This window comes from Campylobacter sp. US53, assembly GCF_004378995.1.
Taxonomy (GTDB): Bacteria; Campylobacterota; Campylobacteria; order Campylobacterales; family Campylobacteraceae; genus Campylobacter_D; species Campylobacter_D jejuni.
On sequence record NZ_RYYH01000003.1, the window covers coordinates 115,205 to 131,541 of the forward strand.

The window sequence follows — 16,337 nt, forward strand, 5'->3', positions numbered from 1 at the left end:
TCATTTATATAGTTTTTAGCAAGGTTATATATTCACTTTGCTTTTCATTTAAAACTTTAAAAGTGCTTATCATGTAAGAAAATTCATCATCACTTAAATCATAAAGTTCTTTAACCAATAAATCATTTTTTGCTCTTAAGATATCATAAGCCTTTTTAGTTTTTGGAATTTCTTCATTTTTTATATTAAATTCTTGTTTTAGCTCATCAAAATGATGATTTTGATCATTATAAAGCTGTAATAGCAAAGCATTTTTAGCGAGGGTTTTATAAATTTCATTGTTTTGAATTTCTTCATCACTTGGTTGAGGCAGGGGAATTCTTTCTAAATAAGATTTGCTTACATTGATTTGTACCATATTTCTTATGATAAAATCAACCACTAAAGAATTAAACAAAGCCAAAACAAATAAAATTCTTTCATAAGGCACTATATCCATGCAAATTACATCATCTTTTAAAACATATTGTTTTGGAATGTTACTATAAGTACTATCAGCTCCACCGCAATTTTTTGGCAATAAAGAAGCTATCAAAGTTCTCTCATCAGTATCTCTTGAAATTTTTCTATATCCAAGTCTAAAAAATTCTCTATCGTATTTTATCAATTTAGGATTTAATTCTTTTTGTGTAGCTTTTTTAGCTCTATAAAGTTCTTTACTTTTTAAATGCTCATCAAATTTAGCCTTTTCTAAAAAATAAGTAGCTTGGCTAAAATTTGCATCAAATTGATGTATCATTTTACCTTCATATAAGGGTAAAAGTCCTTCCCTAAACTCTTCTATAAACAAATCTTTATCGTTTGTCATATCAAGTTCTCTTCTAAAATCTATATAATCAAAAGACAAGTTTTGAAAAGCATTATAAGATTTTCTTAGAATTTCTAAAGCCTGTTTGTCTTTTAACTCCATTAAGGCTAGGTGAGTTGGGCTTAGCTTTTTGATATCTTTTAAGCTTAGAGTTAAAATTTCATCTTTGTTTTTTAGTGAGTTTATATCTGTTTTATAAAACATCATTTTGATTTTATGAGTGTGATTTGCTTGTGTGTTTTTTATAAGCATAAGAGCAAATTTATACCTTGAATCCACATCAGCAAATATAGCTTGTCTATTTTCAAAACTATAAAAATACTCTAAAGTTTTATTTTCTAAAATTTCTTTTCTTAAAGTTAAGCTTCCATCTTCAAACATCAAAGCACTAGGAAGTACATAAGCTAAATTTCCATCTTGTTTTAAAAGAGAAAGATTTTTTTCTACAAAAAGACGAAATAAATTTCCATCTCCACTGCCTTTGTTTAAAGGATAGGCTTTTTTATAATACTCGTTTAAATCATTTATATATGCTTTTTGTTTTTCGTAATTTTGCTTTATATAATCTTTAGCTAGCAAATTGTCTTGAATTTCTTTTTTCTTGCTAGCGATTAAGCTTCTATAATCGCTTTTGTATTGTGGAAAGAAATCACTATCACTAAATTTAGTTTTATCCCAAGGTGGATTACCTATGATGATATCAAAGCCTTTAAAGACTTGATTTTCTATGATTTCAGGAAATTCTAACTCATAGTTAAAGAAATTAAATTCTTTTTGATATTTGCTAATGATGCTTTTTGCTTGTTCATTTTGGCTTAAATTTTGTATATCATCTTGACTTAGGGCTTTTAGAATTTGTAATTCTTCTTTGTTGACAAAATGAAGCGTGTTGATATAATTTAGATATAAATTTAGTTTATCAAGTTTTGGTGTGATTTCATTTTGATAGATTTGTTTAGATTGTTTGATTTGTTCTTCGTTGGTATCTTTTAGATTATCAAGTTTTTCAAATACTTCTTGTAAAATTTCAAATTCTTGTGTTATGGAATTTGTAAAAAGGTTGCTTGAGTTTTGTTTTATCAAATCTTTAAAATCACTTAGATTAGAATTTATCAAGGCATTGCCGCACTTTATGTGGTGTTCTATAAAAGAAAGTGGGGTTCCAAAGATAAAACTATCTATCCAAAGGCTAAGTTTAGTAAGCTCTATGCTAAAAGGGTTTAAATCCACCCCATAAATAATGCGTTTTAGTAAAAGTCGTTTTAAAATATCACTCTCATCTACTTCATAGTCTTGCACAAAATCTTTTATATAGTTTAAAATATTTTCTTTTTCTTCTTCGTAAAGTTCTTTTAAATTTGTAAAATGATCAAAATCTGATAAAACAATGTGTGTAATAGCATTTAAAACTCCAACTAAAAAATGTCCACTACCGCAAGCATTGTCTAGTATTTTAAATTTCAAAATATTTTCATTGTTTAGTTTGTCTTTTAAAGCACTTTGAATTAAAAAATTAGCTATGGATTGAGGTGTGTAAAAGCTTGCACTTGCTTTTCTTGAGTTGCTAGTATTTTTAAGGTAAATTTGTCCTTTTTTGTAAAAGGTGTATTTTTCTACTTTTTTTGATTTTTCTAAAATTTTAAAATCATAGTTATCAAAATAACATTCTATTTCTTTTGATTTTTCTTTATAGCTTACATAGTAAATATCTTCATTTGCTATTTCAAAAAAATAAGAAAGTAAGCCTTCATAAATCGTGCCTAAATGTTCTACACTTAAAGTTTTGTAATCTCTTTTAAAGCTTAGATTTTTATCTTTAAAATTTAATAATTGGTTTAAAATAAATTTTAAATCTTTATCGTTAAAGATTTTTGGCGTGTTTAAAAGAGCGGTTTTGCTTTCATCAAACAGCCCACCATTAAAAACAGGCATGTCAAAATTTCCCTTGCCCTTGTTGTAAATGTTGAAAATATTTTCAAGTTCTCCAAAACCACCACTTGAGCTTTCATCTTCTTGTAAATTTTTAAGTAAGGTTCTAAGACTGATTTTACTTTTAAAATACTTATGTTTTTCTAGTATAATTTCAAATTTATCTTCAAAATAAGCAATAAATAAAAGCCTAAAGATAAAATATAAAGAATTTTCATAGATTAGTTTTAAATCTGCCTTTGTTTTATTGTAAATTCTAGAGCCTATGAATTCAAATAAAGATTCATTTCCATTGGTTCCATAAATGATAGATTTTAAATCATCTTCTATTTTGATTTTTGAAAGTTTATTGTTTTGTAGAGTTATTTCTAAATGATCTTCTTTTTCTGTGAAATTAAAAGCGCTAAATACGCTATAAAAATACGCAAAAGCTTCAATATTTTGATCTTCAATGATTTTTTCTAGATTGATTTCGTAAAAAACTTTGTTTGAATTCAGTATAGAATTGTCATAAAAACGCCAAAATCTACCATTGGTTAAAAAACCATAATTTTTCTTAAGATTACCTAGATATCTTAGAATTTGAAAGTGTGGGTTGTCTTTTACTTTTTTATTGTCTATTTCTATATTATAAGCTTTTGACTCTAAAATGATTGTGAAATCATTGCTTGATTTTTTTGTTTCTTTGTCTAAATTTTCGTATTTTGATTTTAATTTGTCATTGCTAAAAAGTAGAAAATCGGGTTTTTCTACTTTTCCTTGTATGATTTTTTCATCCTGTCTTACAAAGTACCACCCTAAAATTTCTAATACTTTTGATATAAATTCATCTTCAAATTGATGTTCATTTTGTTTTGTAAATTTGTTTTTGTCGTAAATTTTTGTAATTTTAGTTAAAATATCTTTAAAGGCTTTTTGATTTGCGTTAAAATTGTAAATGTTAGGAAAGTCAATTTCTAAAGAATAGCTTGTAAAAAGATTATTGTTGAGGTATTTTTTAAGTTCTTGATAGTAATTCATGGCTTTCTTTCTAAAGTATTTTTAAAAATTTGACATTTTAAATTATATCTAAAAAATTTAAAGACTTGTGCTTATTTATGAAAATGATTTTTTAGTTGGAATTAATTTTCTTTGGATAAAATTTTAATTAAAAAATAAAGCATGGATTATGAAAAAATTTAAAGAATTTAGCCTTCGTTTTTTATTTAAAGTATCAGAACAACCTGTTCTTATAAAAGATTTATTAGAAGCAAATGCACTTTTTAATGACGGTATGCTTGTAGATCCCTCTAAGCTAAATTTTAATTTCAAAATTCTAAATTCTTATATTTATTATGGTGTTTTTTGTGCTGTGGTTTTGTTGCCATTGCTTTTAATTACTCATTATTTTTTAACAAAACTTGACTTTCATATAAGCATAGTGAGTGCTGTTATGGTTACTGCTTGTGTATTTATAGGATATGATATTTTTAAAGTTTATACTCGCAAAATAATCTCAAAAAAAATAATACAAAAAGCCTGGGCTTTGCATTTTCCTTATTTTACTTATGAAAAATACTCTATAATGGCAGGTGAAATTTATAAGGAAGCCTTAAAAGAAGAAATTCCAAAAGCAAATTTAGAGCAGTATGTTTTAGATAAAATTATTCATTCTAAATAATCTAAAATTTGATTTTGGAATCGCATATTTTCAAGCCTTCTTTTTAAATCTTTATTTTCTTCGTTTAAAACGCTTTCTTCTGTTCTTAATGTAGCAATTTCTCTACTAAGATAATAAATTTGATTTCTAATATAAATTTGTGGAGCAAATAAAAATAACGCAAAACTAACAAGCAAAGCCGCAAAAAGAAGATGATTGAAATTTAGGTTTCTATCTTCTTTGGTGGCATTAGAGAAGCCTTCTAGTAAAACATTTTTTGCTTTTTGAGTATCTTCATCATTTTGTTGTTTTTCTTGAGCTTGATTAGGTGGTTTTGGAAGTTCTTGTTTATTTTCTTGTGGTGTTATCTTTTTTTGTAAATTTTCCAAACTTTGTTTAATATTGGGTTGTTTTTCTATAGTTTGAGAAATTTGTATCTTGGGCTCAGTTTTTTGAATTTTTTCTATAGATTTTATGGATTCTTTTTTTTCTTTTTTATCTTGGATAGGATTTTGATCATTTTTTGTTTGAATTTTTGGTTTGGTTTGAATATTTTTTATCTCGTTTATTTTTTTTCTTCCAAACGAAAAAATCTTTTTAGTTTTTTTATTTTCTTCTTTTTTTCTTTCTTTCATTTTGGAAAAAATTTTTTTAGCAAGAGATTGCTTTTCTTCTAATTTAACATTGATCAGATCTTCTTTTAAATATATATTTGATTTTTTAGTATGTTTTGACTCATACTCTTCATCGAGTTCTTCTAAGAATTTATTAGGAGTCTTTTTTTTAAAACGACGTCTTAAAATATCATCGCTAGAAATTTCATCTCTTAAATCATCATCAAGCGGTTTGCCTTGATTTATGGCACGAGAAAATTTCAGCATTTTTTGGCGTATGTTTTGGCGTTCTTTTATAAAATCATCTTCTAGCATTATTTATTGTCCAAATTATTAAAATAAAAAGCCCGCATTTTAGCACAACTAGAGCGAGAATTTTTTAAAAATTCTTCCTTGCTTACGCTTATAGCTTTTTTGGTTATTATTTGCCCTAGGCTATGGTTATTTCCACATTCGCAACGCATTATTTTTTCATCACAAATGCAGTTTTTTGACCATTTTTTGAAAAAATTTTTTACTATTCTATCTTCCAAAGAATGAAAACTAATGATTGCTAAAATGCAATTTTTTGGTTTTAAATTTTCTAAATGCCCAAGAAAATCTTTAAGCACTTTAAGTTCTTGATTTACTTCTATTCTAATGGCTTGAAATGTTAAAGTAGCTTTGGAAATTTTTCTATGATTTTGTTTGCCTTTTCCTATGATTTGATAAAGTTCCTTGGCACTTTTGATTGGATTTTTACTTCTTTCTAAGCAAATTTTTTCAGCAATAAAATGTGCATCGTGCAATTCTCCATAATCTTTAAAAATGGAAGTTAATTGCTCTTTTGTATAAGTATTAATAATCTCATAAGCCGATATTTTGGAGTTTTGATTCATTCTCATATCCAAAAAGTCAGAATTTACACTAAAACCTCTTTCGTTATTATCGAGTTGAAATGAAGAAACTCCAATGTCTGCTAAAATACCTCTTAATTCTTCTTTATGTGAAATTTTTTCTAAAACTTCACTAAAATTACTTTGTATAAAAGTTATCCTATTGTGAAAATCTTTGAGACGTTTTTTAGAAAATTCTAAAGCTTGTTGATCTTGATCACAAGCAATGAATTTAAGATCAGGATGATTTTTAAGCAAAGCTTCACTATGTCCGCCAAATCCTAAAGTGCAGTCTAAAAAATAACCTGTTTTAAGATTTTTAAAAATTTCTTGAACTTCATTAAGCAAAACTGGGATATGAGGAATTTCCAAAATCAATCCTAAATAAATTTTTATAAACTATAATTATAACTAAATTTCATTGTAAAAATCATAAAATTTAAAGAACAAATATTTTTTGGTAAAAATTTTATAATTAAACTCCACTTAAACACTTCTACGATACAATATCTAGTTTAAATTTAATCAAGGAATGATATGCTTACTTGGATGCAACATCACAAAAAATATCTTGTTGTTACTATATGGGTTAGTACTATAGCTTTTGTTGGCGCCGGCTTTTTAGGTTGGGGTGCTTATGATTTTAATCTCAATAGAAGTTCGAGTGTTGCAACCGTAGGAAATGAAAAGATAGGTTTTAGCGAATTTGATACTAGATATAGACAAATTTTAAGTTATTATAATCAAATTAGCAACGGTGCTTTAACTCCAGAAAATGCTGAGCAACTAGGCATTAAAAATATAGCTTTAAGCTCTCTTGTTGAAGATAAGCTTTTGTTAAATTTTGCTAAAGATTTGGGTATTGGCGTAAACGAGAATGAAATTTTACAAAAACTTGCAAATACTAGAGAATTTCAAGATCCTACAGGGGATTTTAACAAAACAATTTATTATGAACTTTTAAATGCCAATAATTTAACTCCAAAAGATTATGAAACACAACTTGCAAATGAAGTAATTACTGATAAACTTAATCAAATTTTTAATATTCCTAGCAAAGATGAGGAATTAAAGATGTTAGCTTCTAGTTATTTCATGCAAGATGCTTTAAGTATTGCAAAAATTGATTATGACAAAAAAAATATTAAGATTAATGAAGAGGATTTAAAAAAGCTTTGGAATGAACATAAAGAAGATTATAAAACTAAAAAAATATATGAAATTTCAACTTATTTTTTGCCAGTTAGCAATGAGAAAATTGACGACAAAGAATTAGAAAAATTTTATAATCAAGATGAAAATAAACTAAAATATAAAGATTTTGCAGGTAAAGTGATGGATTTTCAGTCTGCTAAAAATGAAGTTGCTAAAGATTACGCCTTAATGCAACTAAAGAATGCGGCTAATGCTAAATTTTTAGATTTAAAAAATGGGAAAGATAATTTTCAAAAAGATCAAAATATTAGTGAATCTGATGTTTATTATCCAATTGATCTTTTGAATAAAGCTAAAAATGGAGATGTTTTACGACCAGCACCTTATAATAACGGATATATCATAGTTAAACTAAATAAAGTAGATCTTATAAGAAATAAAACTTTTGAAGAAGCTAGAGAAGAAGTTTTACCTATGTATTTAAGCGAACAAGCTAGAAAAAATTTAGAAGAAAAAGCTAAAGATAGTTTAGTAAATTTTAAAGGCGATGATATAGGCTTTGTAAGTCGAGATAGTTCTCGCGAGAGTGTAAAGCTTAGTGATAAGATATTAAATGATTCTGAATTTGCTTATTTTTTAATGAATGTATTTAATACTGATCAAAATAGTTCTTATGTGATCATTAATGACAATAAAGCAATATTATATAAAATAAATAAACAAAAATTAGATATGAACTCCGATAAATTTGAACAATACAAAACTATGCTTGAACAAAATTTGCAAAATTTAAAAGCAAATGAGCTTAAGCAAGAACTTGTTGATGAACTTAAAAAGATATATCCGATAAAAATTTATTATAAAGGGAATTGATTTTGAATATATTAGGAATTGACTTAGGCTCAACCCAGACTTGTGCCATTATTGCTCAAAAAGATGAAGATGGATTAAAAATTATTGGTTTTTCCAAGTCGAAAACCAACGGGGTTAAAAAAGGTGCCATTACCAATATAGAGCTTGCTTCTAAATCTATTGAAGAAGCTGTTAGAAGTGCTGAGATGATGAGCGGAGTTCATTATGATAAGGTTGTGGTGTCTATATCAGGTGCTTATACTAAAAGCGTTGATAGCATAGGTGTTGTTAATATTCCAAATCATGAAATAGGCATTAAAGAAATTCATCGTGCTGTAAGTACAGCTAAGCATACTGCCAATCTACCAAGTGGTTATGAAATTATCCATGTTTTGCCTTATAATTTTAAGGTTAATGATCTTGAACATGTTGATGATCCTTTGGGAATGAGTGGCAATCGTTTGGAAGTTTCAACCCATATAGTGATTTCACAAGAATCTCATATTAAAAATCTTAAGAAAGCAGTTGAATTAGCTGATTTAAGAGTGGATAATATAGTTCTTTCAGGATATGCTTCAGCTATAGCTTGTTTAGATGATAGTGAAAAGGAATTAGGTGCTGTTTTGATTGATATGGGTGGAGCGATTTGTGATATGGTTGTTCATACTGGAAATTCAATTAGATATAATGATTGTTTGCAAATTGGCTCGATTAATATTACCCAAGATTTATCAATGGCATTGCATACACCTTTAAAAGAAGCAGAAAAAATCAAGCTTAATTATGCAGCTCTTTCGCAACAGCCTAATACCCTTATACAAATTCCTTCAATGGGTGATGAAAGAAAGGTTAATGAAGTTTCTTTGGATATTATTTCAAACGTAGTTTATGCAAGAGCGGAAGAAACTTTGATGATTTTGGCAAAAATCTTAAGTGATAATCGTTATGCCAATGTTATAGGCGGTGGAGTTGTTTTAACAGGTGGAATGACTAAGTTAGCAGGTATTGATGAGCTAGCTCCTGCAACATTTGATAATCGCTCAGTTAGACTAGCTACTGCAAGAAAAGATTTGATTACTGGTTTTAGTGAAATTTTTAATGATCCTGAAAATACTTGTGCTATAGGACTTTGTTTATATGGAGCGGGGTATTTTACGCCTTATGAACTTGATTCTAATGAAAAATTAAGATATAAAGGGGAAATTGAAAATTTTAATCGTCAAATCAAACAAGATATTGTTTTGCAAAAAGATACAGAAAGTGAAATAAAATCTGATTTTTTTGATGAAAATTTGCAAGAAAATGATACAATTGCAATACAAGAACAATTAGATTTTAAAGAGCCAAAAGAAAAAAAACCTAGCGTTTTTTCAAATATCTGGCATAAAATTATGAATCAATTTTAACAAGGAGAAATTTTTATGAGTGAATTTTTAGTAGAAGAAATGCAACATAATAAAGGTGCAAAAATTAAGGTTATAGGCTGCGGTGGCGGTGGCGGTAATATGATCAACCATATGGTTAAAATGGGATTAAATGATCTTGATTTAATTGCAGCAAATACTGATGCACAAGCTATTTCAATTTCATTAGCAAAAACTAAAATTCAACTTGGCGAGAAAAAAACTAAAGGTTTAGGCGCTGGTATGCTTCCTGAGGTAGGTGCAGAAAGTGCTAGAGAAAGTTTTGAAGAAATAAAAGCAAGTCTTAGTCAAAGTGATATTGTATTTATTGCTTCAGGTTTTGGTGGAGGTACTGGAACGGGTGCCACTCCAGTTATTGCACAAGCAGCTAAAGAGATTGGAGCTTTAACTGTTTCTGTTGTAACTATGCCTTTTGCATTCGAAGGAAAACAAAGAAAAAAACTTGCTGAAAGCGGTCTCCTTGAGCTTAAAAAAGAAAGTGATTCTATTCTTGTAATTCAAAATGAAAAATTATTGAGCATTATTGATAAAAAAGCAGGCATTAAAGATGCTTTTAGATTGGTTGATGATATTTTAGCTCGTGCTGTAAAAGGTATGGTGTCTATCTTGCTTGATAATGGAGATATTAATGTTGACTTTGCAGATGTAAGAACCATCATGAGTCATCGCGGACTCGCACTTATGGGTGTTGGTAGTGCTAGTGGTGAAAATGCTATAGAAGAGGCTCTTTCAAACGCTATAGAATCTCCTTTGCTTGATGGAATGGATATTAAAGGTGCCAAGGGAGTTATTTTACATTTTAAAACAAGTTCTAATTGCTCTTTGTTTGAAATTTCAGCAGCAGCAAATAGTATACAAGAAATTGTTGATGAAAATGCTAAGATTATTTTTGGTTCTACCACAGATGATAGCATGGAAGATAGAGTTGAAGTGACTATTATTGCGACAGGGTTTGAAGACAAAGATACAGTAGCTAAAAAATCTACCGAAGAAGCTCAAGCTTCTAAGAAAAATCCTTATTTAAGTCTTAAAAAGGTAAGCGGTGGTTACGATGAAGAGATAATGGCGCAAATTGAAACACCGACTTTCTTGCGTCGTCAAATGGATTAAAATTGATTTTAAAGCAAGATTGAGTCAAATCTTGCTTTTTATAGTTTAAAATTCTCTCCTAATAATCTTTCAAATATTTATTTTTCTTTGTTTTTAAAAGTTGGAACACTCTTTGCTTTTATAGCTATAAAATCTTAATTTTATAGGTGAAAATATGCAAAATGGATATTATCAAGCAACTGGCGGAATGGTAACTCAGTTTAATAAACTTGATGTGATTACTAATAATCTTGCCAATATTAATACAAGTGGATACAAAAGAGATGATGTGGTTATTGCAGATTTTAAAAGGATTTTTAAAGAAACTCAGGATGAGTTGCCTATAGAAAATCACACAAGAGATGCATCTCGTTTTGTAAATACTACAATAGATGGAATCCCGCAAGTTTCTCAAGAATATACGGATTTTAGTCTAGGTTCTTTAAAGGCCACAAACAATCCTTTGGATTTGGCAATGACTAGAGAAGATACTTTTTATTTGGTTCAAACCAAAGATGGAGAAGTAAGATTAACTAAAGATGGAAATTTTCAACTTGATGATGAGGGTTATTTGGTAAATAAGCAAGGATACAAGGTATTAAGTAGTGATTATTTTAATAATCCTCAGAATGCTGGCATACGCATTCCTAATGGTGCTGTTCAAATTAGCGTTGATAAAAACGGAAGCATTGAGGTTGATGGAGCTCAAAATGCAAGATTATTTGTAGCACAAGTAGATGATATAAGAGCTTTGCAAAAAGATGGGGATAATGTCTATAAAATAGATGATCTAACCCGCATTAGAGATTTGGAAAACTCCAATGCTATTCGCCAAGGTTTTTCTCAGGGATCAAATGTTAATCCAGTTACTGAAATGGTAGGACTGATTGAAGCAAACAGAATGGTAGAAATGTATCAAAAAGTTATGACAGCTCATATGGATGACTTAAATCAAGAAGCTATCAATAAGCTTGCAGCTGTTAAATAATTTAAAATAAAATAAAAAAAGGATTAAAAATGATGAGATCACTTCATACTGCTGCTACGGGAATGGTAGCGCAGCAAACACAAATTGATGTTACTTCAAATAACATCGCCAATGTTAATACAGCAGGTTTTAAGAAAAGTCGCGCAGAATTTGCTGATCTTATGTATCAAGTTATGAAGTATGCAGGAACTTCAACTTCAGCTACTACTCTTTCTCCTTCGGGTATAGAAGTGGGTGTGGGTGTGCGTCCAACAGCGGTAACTAAAGTTTTTACTGAAGGAAATTTAAAATCAACAAGTACTGATGGTCTTGATATGGCTATTGCAGGTAATGGGTTTTTTCAAATACAACTTCCTGATGGCACTATAGGATATACTAGAAATGGGCAATTTACAAAAGATAATGAAGGTAATATTGTAAATTCAGATGGTTATAGACTTTTACCTGAAATGACAATACCTGAAGGTGCAACAGCAATTAATGTTGCTACAGATGGAACCGTTTCTGTAATGCTACCAGGGGAGCAACAAGAAACTCAAATTGGCCAAGTGGAGCTAGTTCAGTTTATAAATCCAGCGGGTCTTCATTCTATGGGTGATAATCTTTATCTTGAAACAGGAGCAAGTGGTGCACCTGTTGCGGGTATAGCAGGACAAGATGGGCTTGGAACAATAAGACATGGATTTATAGAACTTAGTAATGTTCAGCTTGTTGAAGAAATGACAGATCTTATCACAGGACAAAGAGCTTATGAAGCGGGTTCTAAGGCAATTACAACAAGTGATGATATGCTAGGAATTGTAAATCAGCTTAAGCGATAGTTGATATAAAATAAATAATTTTTAATTCTTTTTTGTTTTTAATGGCGTGTTAAACGCCATTAAATTTTTAGCAAGAGTAGCAAGTTTTAAATTCATAAGCAGTTGGACGAGCTTCTACTGGCCAAACTTGTGTTTCAAATTTTAAATGCTGATAGTCATCGATAAAAATATCGCTCATTACAGGTTTTAAATAAGAATTATGTCGGATTAAAGCTTCTAAACTTCCTCTTAGAGTATGTGGTAATTGCTCTATCCCTTTTTCACGTATTTCATCCAAAGTAAGATCAAATAAATTTTCATCCATAGGACCCACAGGAATGGTTTTATTTTTGATTCCATCAAGACCTGCCATTAAAAGACTAACAAAAGCTAAATAAGGATTAGCAGTGCTATCAGGGAAGCGAATTTCTATACGAGCTGAATTTTTACCTATACCATAAGGAACGCGACAACTTGCTGATCTGTTTTGACAAGAATAAGTTAAAATACAAGGAGCTTCAAAGCCAGGAACTATTCTTTTGTAAGAGTTGGAACTTGGATTTGTAAAAGCTGCAATACTTCTAGCATTTTTTAAAATTCCACCTATATAATTTATAGCAGTTTGACTAAGTCCACTGTATCCATCTTTATCGTAAAATAAATTTACTCCATCTTTCCATAAGCTCATATGAACATGCATACCATTGCCATTATCTCCGTATAAAGGTTTTGGCATAAAAGTGGCAGTTTTGCCATTTAAATGAGCTACCATTTTTACAACATATTTATAAATTTGAACATTGTCAGCTGCTTCTACAAGCGTGCCAAAATTTACTCCTATTTCAGCTTGTCCTTGTGCAACTTCATGATGATGAACAAAAGTTTTAAGACCTACTTTTTCAAGGGTTTGAACCATTTCAGAACGAATATCTACTAAAGAATCAATTGGCTGAACTGGAAAATATCCACCTTTGTTTCTTGGCCTGTGTCCAGTATTGTAGCTATCGGTAAATTCTCTATCATCATTCCACTCTCCTTCTTCGGTATCAACTTCATACTTAGAACAATGAGTAGTATCAACTATTTTTACACTATCAAAAACAAAGAATTCATTTTCTGGTCCAAAGTAAGCAGTATCAGCTATGCCACTATTTTTAAGGTGTTCCATTGCTTTTTTTGCTATGCTTCTTGGACATTTTTCATACATTTGTCCTTTGTAAATATCATACACATCACAAAATACTATGATAGTAGGATCAGCCGTAAAAGGATCTAAAAAAGCACTTTGCGCATCAGGTTTTAAAATCATATCTGATTTTTCTATAGGTTGCCATCCATGAATTGAGCTTCCATCAAATGGAATGCCAGTTTGAAATGTTTCTTCATTGATTGCATGAAGATTATAGGTAATATGATGCCAAGTTCCTATCATATCCGTAAAACGAAAATCAACAAAAAGCACTTCATTTTGTTTGCAAAATTTGAAAAAATCATCTATATTATTAACAAATTTTCCCATATTTTTACTCCTTTATGTAATTAAATTTATAAAATTATATCATAAAATTTTTAATTAAGATTTAATTAATATATTTTTTTTAATAAATTTAAAAATTTAATTTAAAAAGATTAAAAAAATAAAAATTTATATTTTTGTTTTAGATAAAATTGATTATAATTTTGAGCAATTATTGAAAATCTAGATTTAAAAAAAGGAAAAAAATGACTCAAGAAGAGCTTGATGCTTTGATGAATGGTGATGTTGATCTTGATTCAGAGACAGAAGCAGAGGTAAAAACCGAAGAATCGAATACCGAAGAAGATGCTTTGATGCTAGAAGATGTCAAAATAGCTGATTACAAACCTAATCCTAGTGTAGTATGGCCACCACCCCCACCAAATCAGGAGCATAAAGTTGTACATCAGTTAGATGATGTTACAAAAGATAGCGAGCTTAAAGCAACGGAAATGATGGATAAGCTTGAAAGTATTAATAATTTTTTTGCAGATTCTGAAAGTTTACTCAAAGAAATAAATAAAGCAATAGAAAAAAATATTGATATTTTTTCTAAACTTAATGAAAAATTTCCTAATGTGGAAAGTTTCGGTGAAGCTTTAGAATTAAACAATCAAGCTAAAAAAAGTTCTAAGGAGATTGTCGGAAATCTTCAAAGCGGACAAGATGAAGTGATGATGGCAATGGATGCAATGCAGTATCAAGATATACATCGTCAAAAAATCGAACGTGTTATTAATGTAATGCGTGCTTTAAGCCGTTATATGAGTTCTTTATTTGAAGGTAAAATTGATGATAAAAAACGTGTAAGTTCTGCAGTGCATATTGAAGGCGATAGTACTGCTGATGTTGTAAGTAATGATGATATAGAAGCTTTAATTGCAAGTTTAGGGCAAAAATGATCATTCCTGAAATAGTAGCTCCTGCAGGAAATTTCACAAAATTAAAAATTGCTTTGGCTTATGGCGCAGATGCGGTTTATGCGGGTGTGAATAATTTTTCTTTAAGATCACGCACTGCAAGAGAATTTAATTATGAAAGTTTTGAAGAAGCTATCAAATATACTCATGAGCGTGGTAAGAAAATTTATGTTACTTTAAATGGTTTTCATTTAAGCTCTCAAATTGAAGGTTTAAAAAGACATATATTAAAATTACGTGAGATGAAACCTGATGCTTTTATCGTAGCTTCTGTTGGAGCTATGCGTCTTGTTAAAGAACTTGCACCTGAAATTTCTTTACATGTTTCTACTCAGGCAAATATTTTAAATTATTTAGATGCTCAAGTTTATAAGGATATGGGTGCTAAAAGGGTTGTAATTGCCAGAGAATTAGGGCTTAAAGACGCTAAAGCTTTAAAGGAAAATTGCGATATTGAACTTGAAGCTTTTGTGCATGGTTCTATGTGTTTTGCTTATTCAGGGCGTTGTTTAATAAGCTCTGTGCAAAGTGGAAGAATGAGCAATCGTGGATCTTGTGCAAATGATTGTAGATTTAATTATGAGCTTTATGCTAAAAATCCAGAAAATGGCACTTTATTTCGCTTAGAAGAAGATGAAAATGGTACTCATATTTTTAATTCTAAAGATTTAAATCTTTGTTCTTATATAGAAAAAATCATGCAAGAAAATTGTATCAGTGCTTTTAAAATAGAAGGGCGTACTAAAAGCGAATATTATGTTGCGCTTACAACAAGGACTTATAAAATGGCTATACAAGATGCTTTAGAGGGTAAATTTGAGTCAAGTAAGTATGAAAAAGAGATTGCTACACTTAAAAATCGTGGTTTTACAGATGGCTATCTTGTTTCGCGTCCTTTGGAAAAAACCGACACGCAAAATCATAATACAAGCATAGAAGAAGGTTCTCATCAAGTGCATGCTATAAGCGAAGATGGAAGCTTTTTTAAATGTAAAGGGAAAATCGTTTTAAACACGCCTTATGAAATTTTAGCCCCTTTAGGCGATGTGATTCAAACTTGCGATAATGAACTAGGTAAAATTTATCAAAAAGAGGATAAATATTTTATAGAGTTTAAAAAACTCATTGCTAAAAACAATAAAGAATTTAGCGAAATTCATAGTGGCAATGAACATGAAATCCAATTACCAAATAAAATCAGTGCATTAAGTTTTTTAAGAAAGGAAATATAGATGAATTTTGTTTCTATTTTAATGGGAAGCAAGAGTGATTATGAGACTATGAAAGAGGCTGCTAAAACTTTAGAAAGTTTTGGGGTAAAGTATGAACTTATTATCTCATCAGCTCATCGTAGTCCAAAAAGAACAAAAGAGTATATTGTAAATGCTGAAGAAAAAGGTGCGAAAGTTTTTATAGCAGCAGCTGGAATGGCAGCACATTTAGCTGGAGCTGTTGCAGCTTATACAACAAAACCTGTTTTGGGAGTGCCTATGTCAGGAAGCAATCTTGCAAGTATGGATTCTTTGTTTTCTACGGTGCAAATGCCTAGTGGAATTCCTGTAGGAACTTTAGCTATTGGTAAGGCTGGAGCGATCAATGCTGCTTATTTGGCTATGCAAATTTTAGCTATTTATGATGTTGGTTTAGCACAAAAGCTTAAAGAAGATCGTCTTGAAAAAGAAAAAAAACTTGTATCTGATTCAAAAGAAGTAGAAGTTTTATTATAAG

At 29.6% G+C, this 16,337-nt stretch carries 13 protein-coding genes; 9 read left to right on the top strand and 4 right to left on the bottom strand.

The features are described from left to right. Positions 1–4: 4 nt before the first annotated feature. Positions 5–3,757, bottom strand: a complete 3,753-nt coding sequence (locus ELQ05_RS03700; RefSeq protein ID WP_134239951.1) for a class I SAM-dependent DNA methyltransferase — start codon at positions 3,755–3,757, stop codon at positions 5–7. 148 nt (positions 3,758–3,905) lie between these two features. Here ELQ05_RS03700 and ELQ05_RS03705 point away from each other — a divergent pair, with 148 nt between their 5' ends. Continuing rightward, a complete protein-coding gene (locus ELQ05_RS03705) occupies positions 3,906–4,397 on the top strand; it encodes a hypothetical protein (protein ID WP_134224814.1) in 492 nt (163 codons plus the stop codon). On the opposite strand, the gene ELQ05_RS03710 is transcribed toward ELQ05_RS03705, so the two are convergent. Both ELQ05_RS03710 and rsmH read right to left on the bottom strand, forming a co-directional pair. After that, positions 4,385–5,305 carry a hypothetical protein gene (locus ELQ05_RS03710; protein WP_134224815.1) on the bottom strand — a complete coding sequence of 307 codons (921 nt, stop codon included), beginning with the start codon at positions 5,303–5,305 and terminating at the stop codon, positions 4,385–4,387. The two genes, ELQ05_RS03705 and ELQ05_RS03710, sit on opposite strands and share 13 nt — an antisense overlap. Then, the gene (gene rsmH / locus ELQ05_RS03715) at positions 5,305–6,243 is read right to left on the bottom strand and encodes a 16S rRNA (cytosine(1402)-N(4))-methyltransferase RsmH (RefSeq protein ID WP_134239952.1); all 939 of its coding nucleotides are present in this window, start codon (positions 6,241–6,243) and stop codon (positions 5,305–5,307) included. Before rsmH ends, ELQ05_RS03710 begins: the two co-directional genes overlap by 1 nt. 159 nt (positions 6,244–6,402) lie before the next feature. On the opposite strand from rsmH, the gene ELQ05_RS03720 reads away from it, so the two are divergent. The 5 genes from ELQ05_RS03720 to flgG all read left to right on the top strand — a co-directional run bounded on the left by ELQ05_RS03720 (position 6,403) and on the right by flgG (position 12,194). Continuing rightward, positions 6,403–7,893, top strand: coding sequence for a peptidylprolyl isomerase (locus ELQ05_RS03720; protein ID WP_134239953.1), 1,491 nt, complete (start codon positions 6,403–6,405; stop codon positions 7,891–7,893). Further along, positions 7,890–9,278, top strand: coding sequence for a cell division protein FtsA (gene ftsA / locus ELQ05_RS03725; RefSeq protein ID WP_134239954.1), 1,389 nt, complete (start codon positions 7,890–7,892; stop codon positions 9,276–9,278). Before ELQ05_RS03720 ends, ftsA begins: the two co-directional genes overlap by 4 nt. Before the next feature lie 15 nt (positions 9,279–9,293). Then, entirely contained in the window at positions 9,294–10,406 is a 1,113-nt protein-coding gene (gene ftsZ / locus ELQ05_RS03730; RefSeq protein ID WP_002852071.1) for a cell division protein FtsZ, read from the top strand. Between the two features lie 154 nt (positions 10,407–10,560). Continuing rightward, the gene (locus ELQ05_RS03735) at positions 10,561–11,373 is read left to right on the top strand and encodes a flagellar hook-basal body protein (RefSeq protein ID WP_070300922.1); all 813 of its coding nucleotides are present in this window, start codon (positions 10,561–10,563) and stop codon (positions 11,371–11,373) included. Positions 11,374–11,402: 29 nt separating this feature from the next. Beyond that, a complete protein-coding gene (gene flgG / locus ELQ05_RS03740; protein ID WP_002852142.1) occupies positions 11,403–12,194 on the top strand; it encodes a flagellar basal-body rod protein FlgG in 792 nt (263 codons plus the stop codon). 67 nt (positions 12,195–12,261) lie between these two features. Here flgG and glnA read toward each other — a convergent pair whose 3' ends face one another. After that, the gene (gene glnA / locus ELQ05_RS03745) at positions 12,262–13,692 is read right to left on the bottom strand and encodes a type I glutamate--ammonia ligase (protein ID WP_134239955.1); all 1,431 of its coding nucleotides are present in this window, start codon (positions 13,690–13,692) and stop codon (positions 12,262–12,264) included. 203 nt (positions 13,693–13,895) lie between these two features. Between glnA and ELQ05_RS03750 the strand changes: the two genes are divergently transcribed. From ELQ05_RS03750 to purE, 3 genes are read left to right on the top strand one after another with little or no spacing between them, the layout of a single operon-like run. Further along, positions 13,896–14,591: a chemotaxis protein gene (locus tag ELQ05_RS03750; protein WP_070300924.1), complete on the top strand. Its 696-nt coding sequence runs from the start codon at positions 13,896–13,898 to the stop codon at positions 14,589–14,591. Continuing rightward, positions 14,588–15,841: a peptidase U32 family protein gene (locus tag ELQ05_RS03755; protein ID WP_044258389.1), complete on the top strand. Its 1,254-nt coding sequence runs from the start codon at positions 14,588–14,590 to the stop codon at positions 15,839–15,841. The genes ELQ05_RS03750 and ELQ05_RS03755 overlap by 4 nt, the downstream gene beginning before the upstream one ends. Then, a complete protein-coding gene (purE, locus tag ELQ05_RS03760; protein WP_134239956.1) occupies positions 15,842–16,336 on the top strand; it encodes a 5-(carboxyamino)imidazole ribonucleotide mutase in 495 nt (164 codons plus the stop codon). It abuts the gene before it with no gap. Position 16,337: the final 1 nt, after the last annotated feature.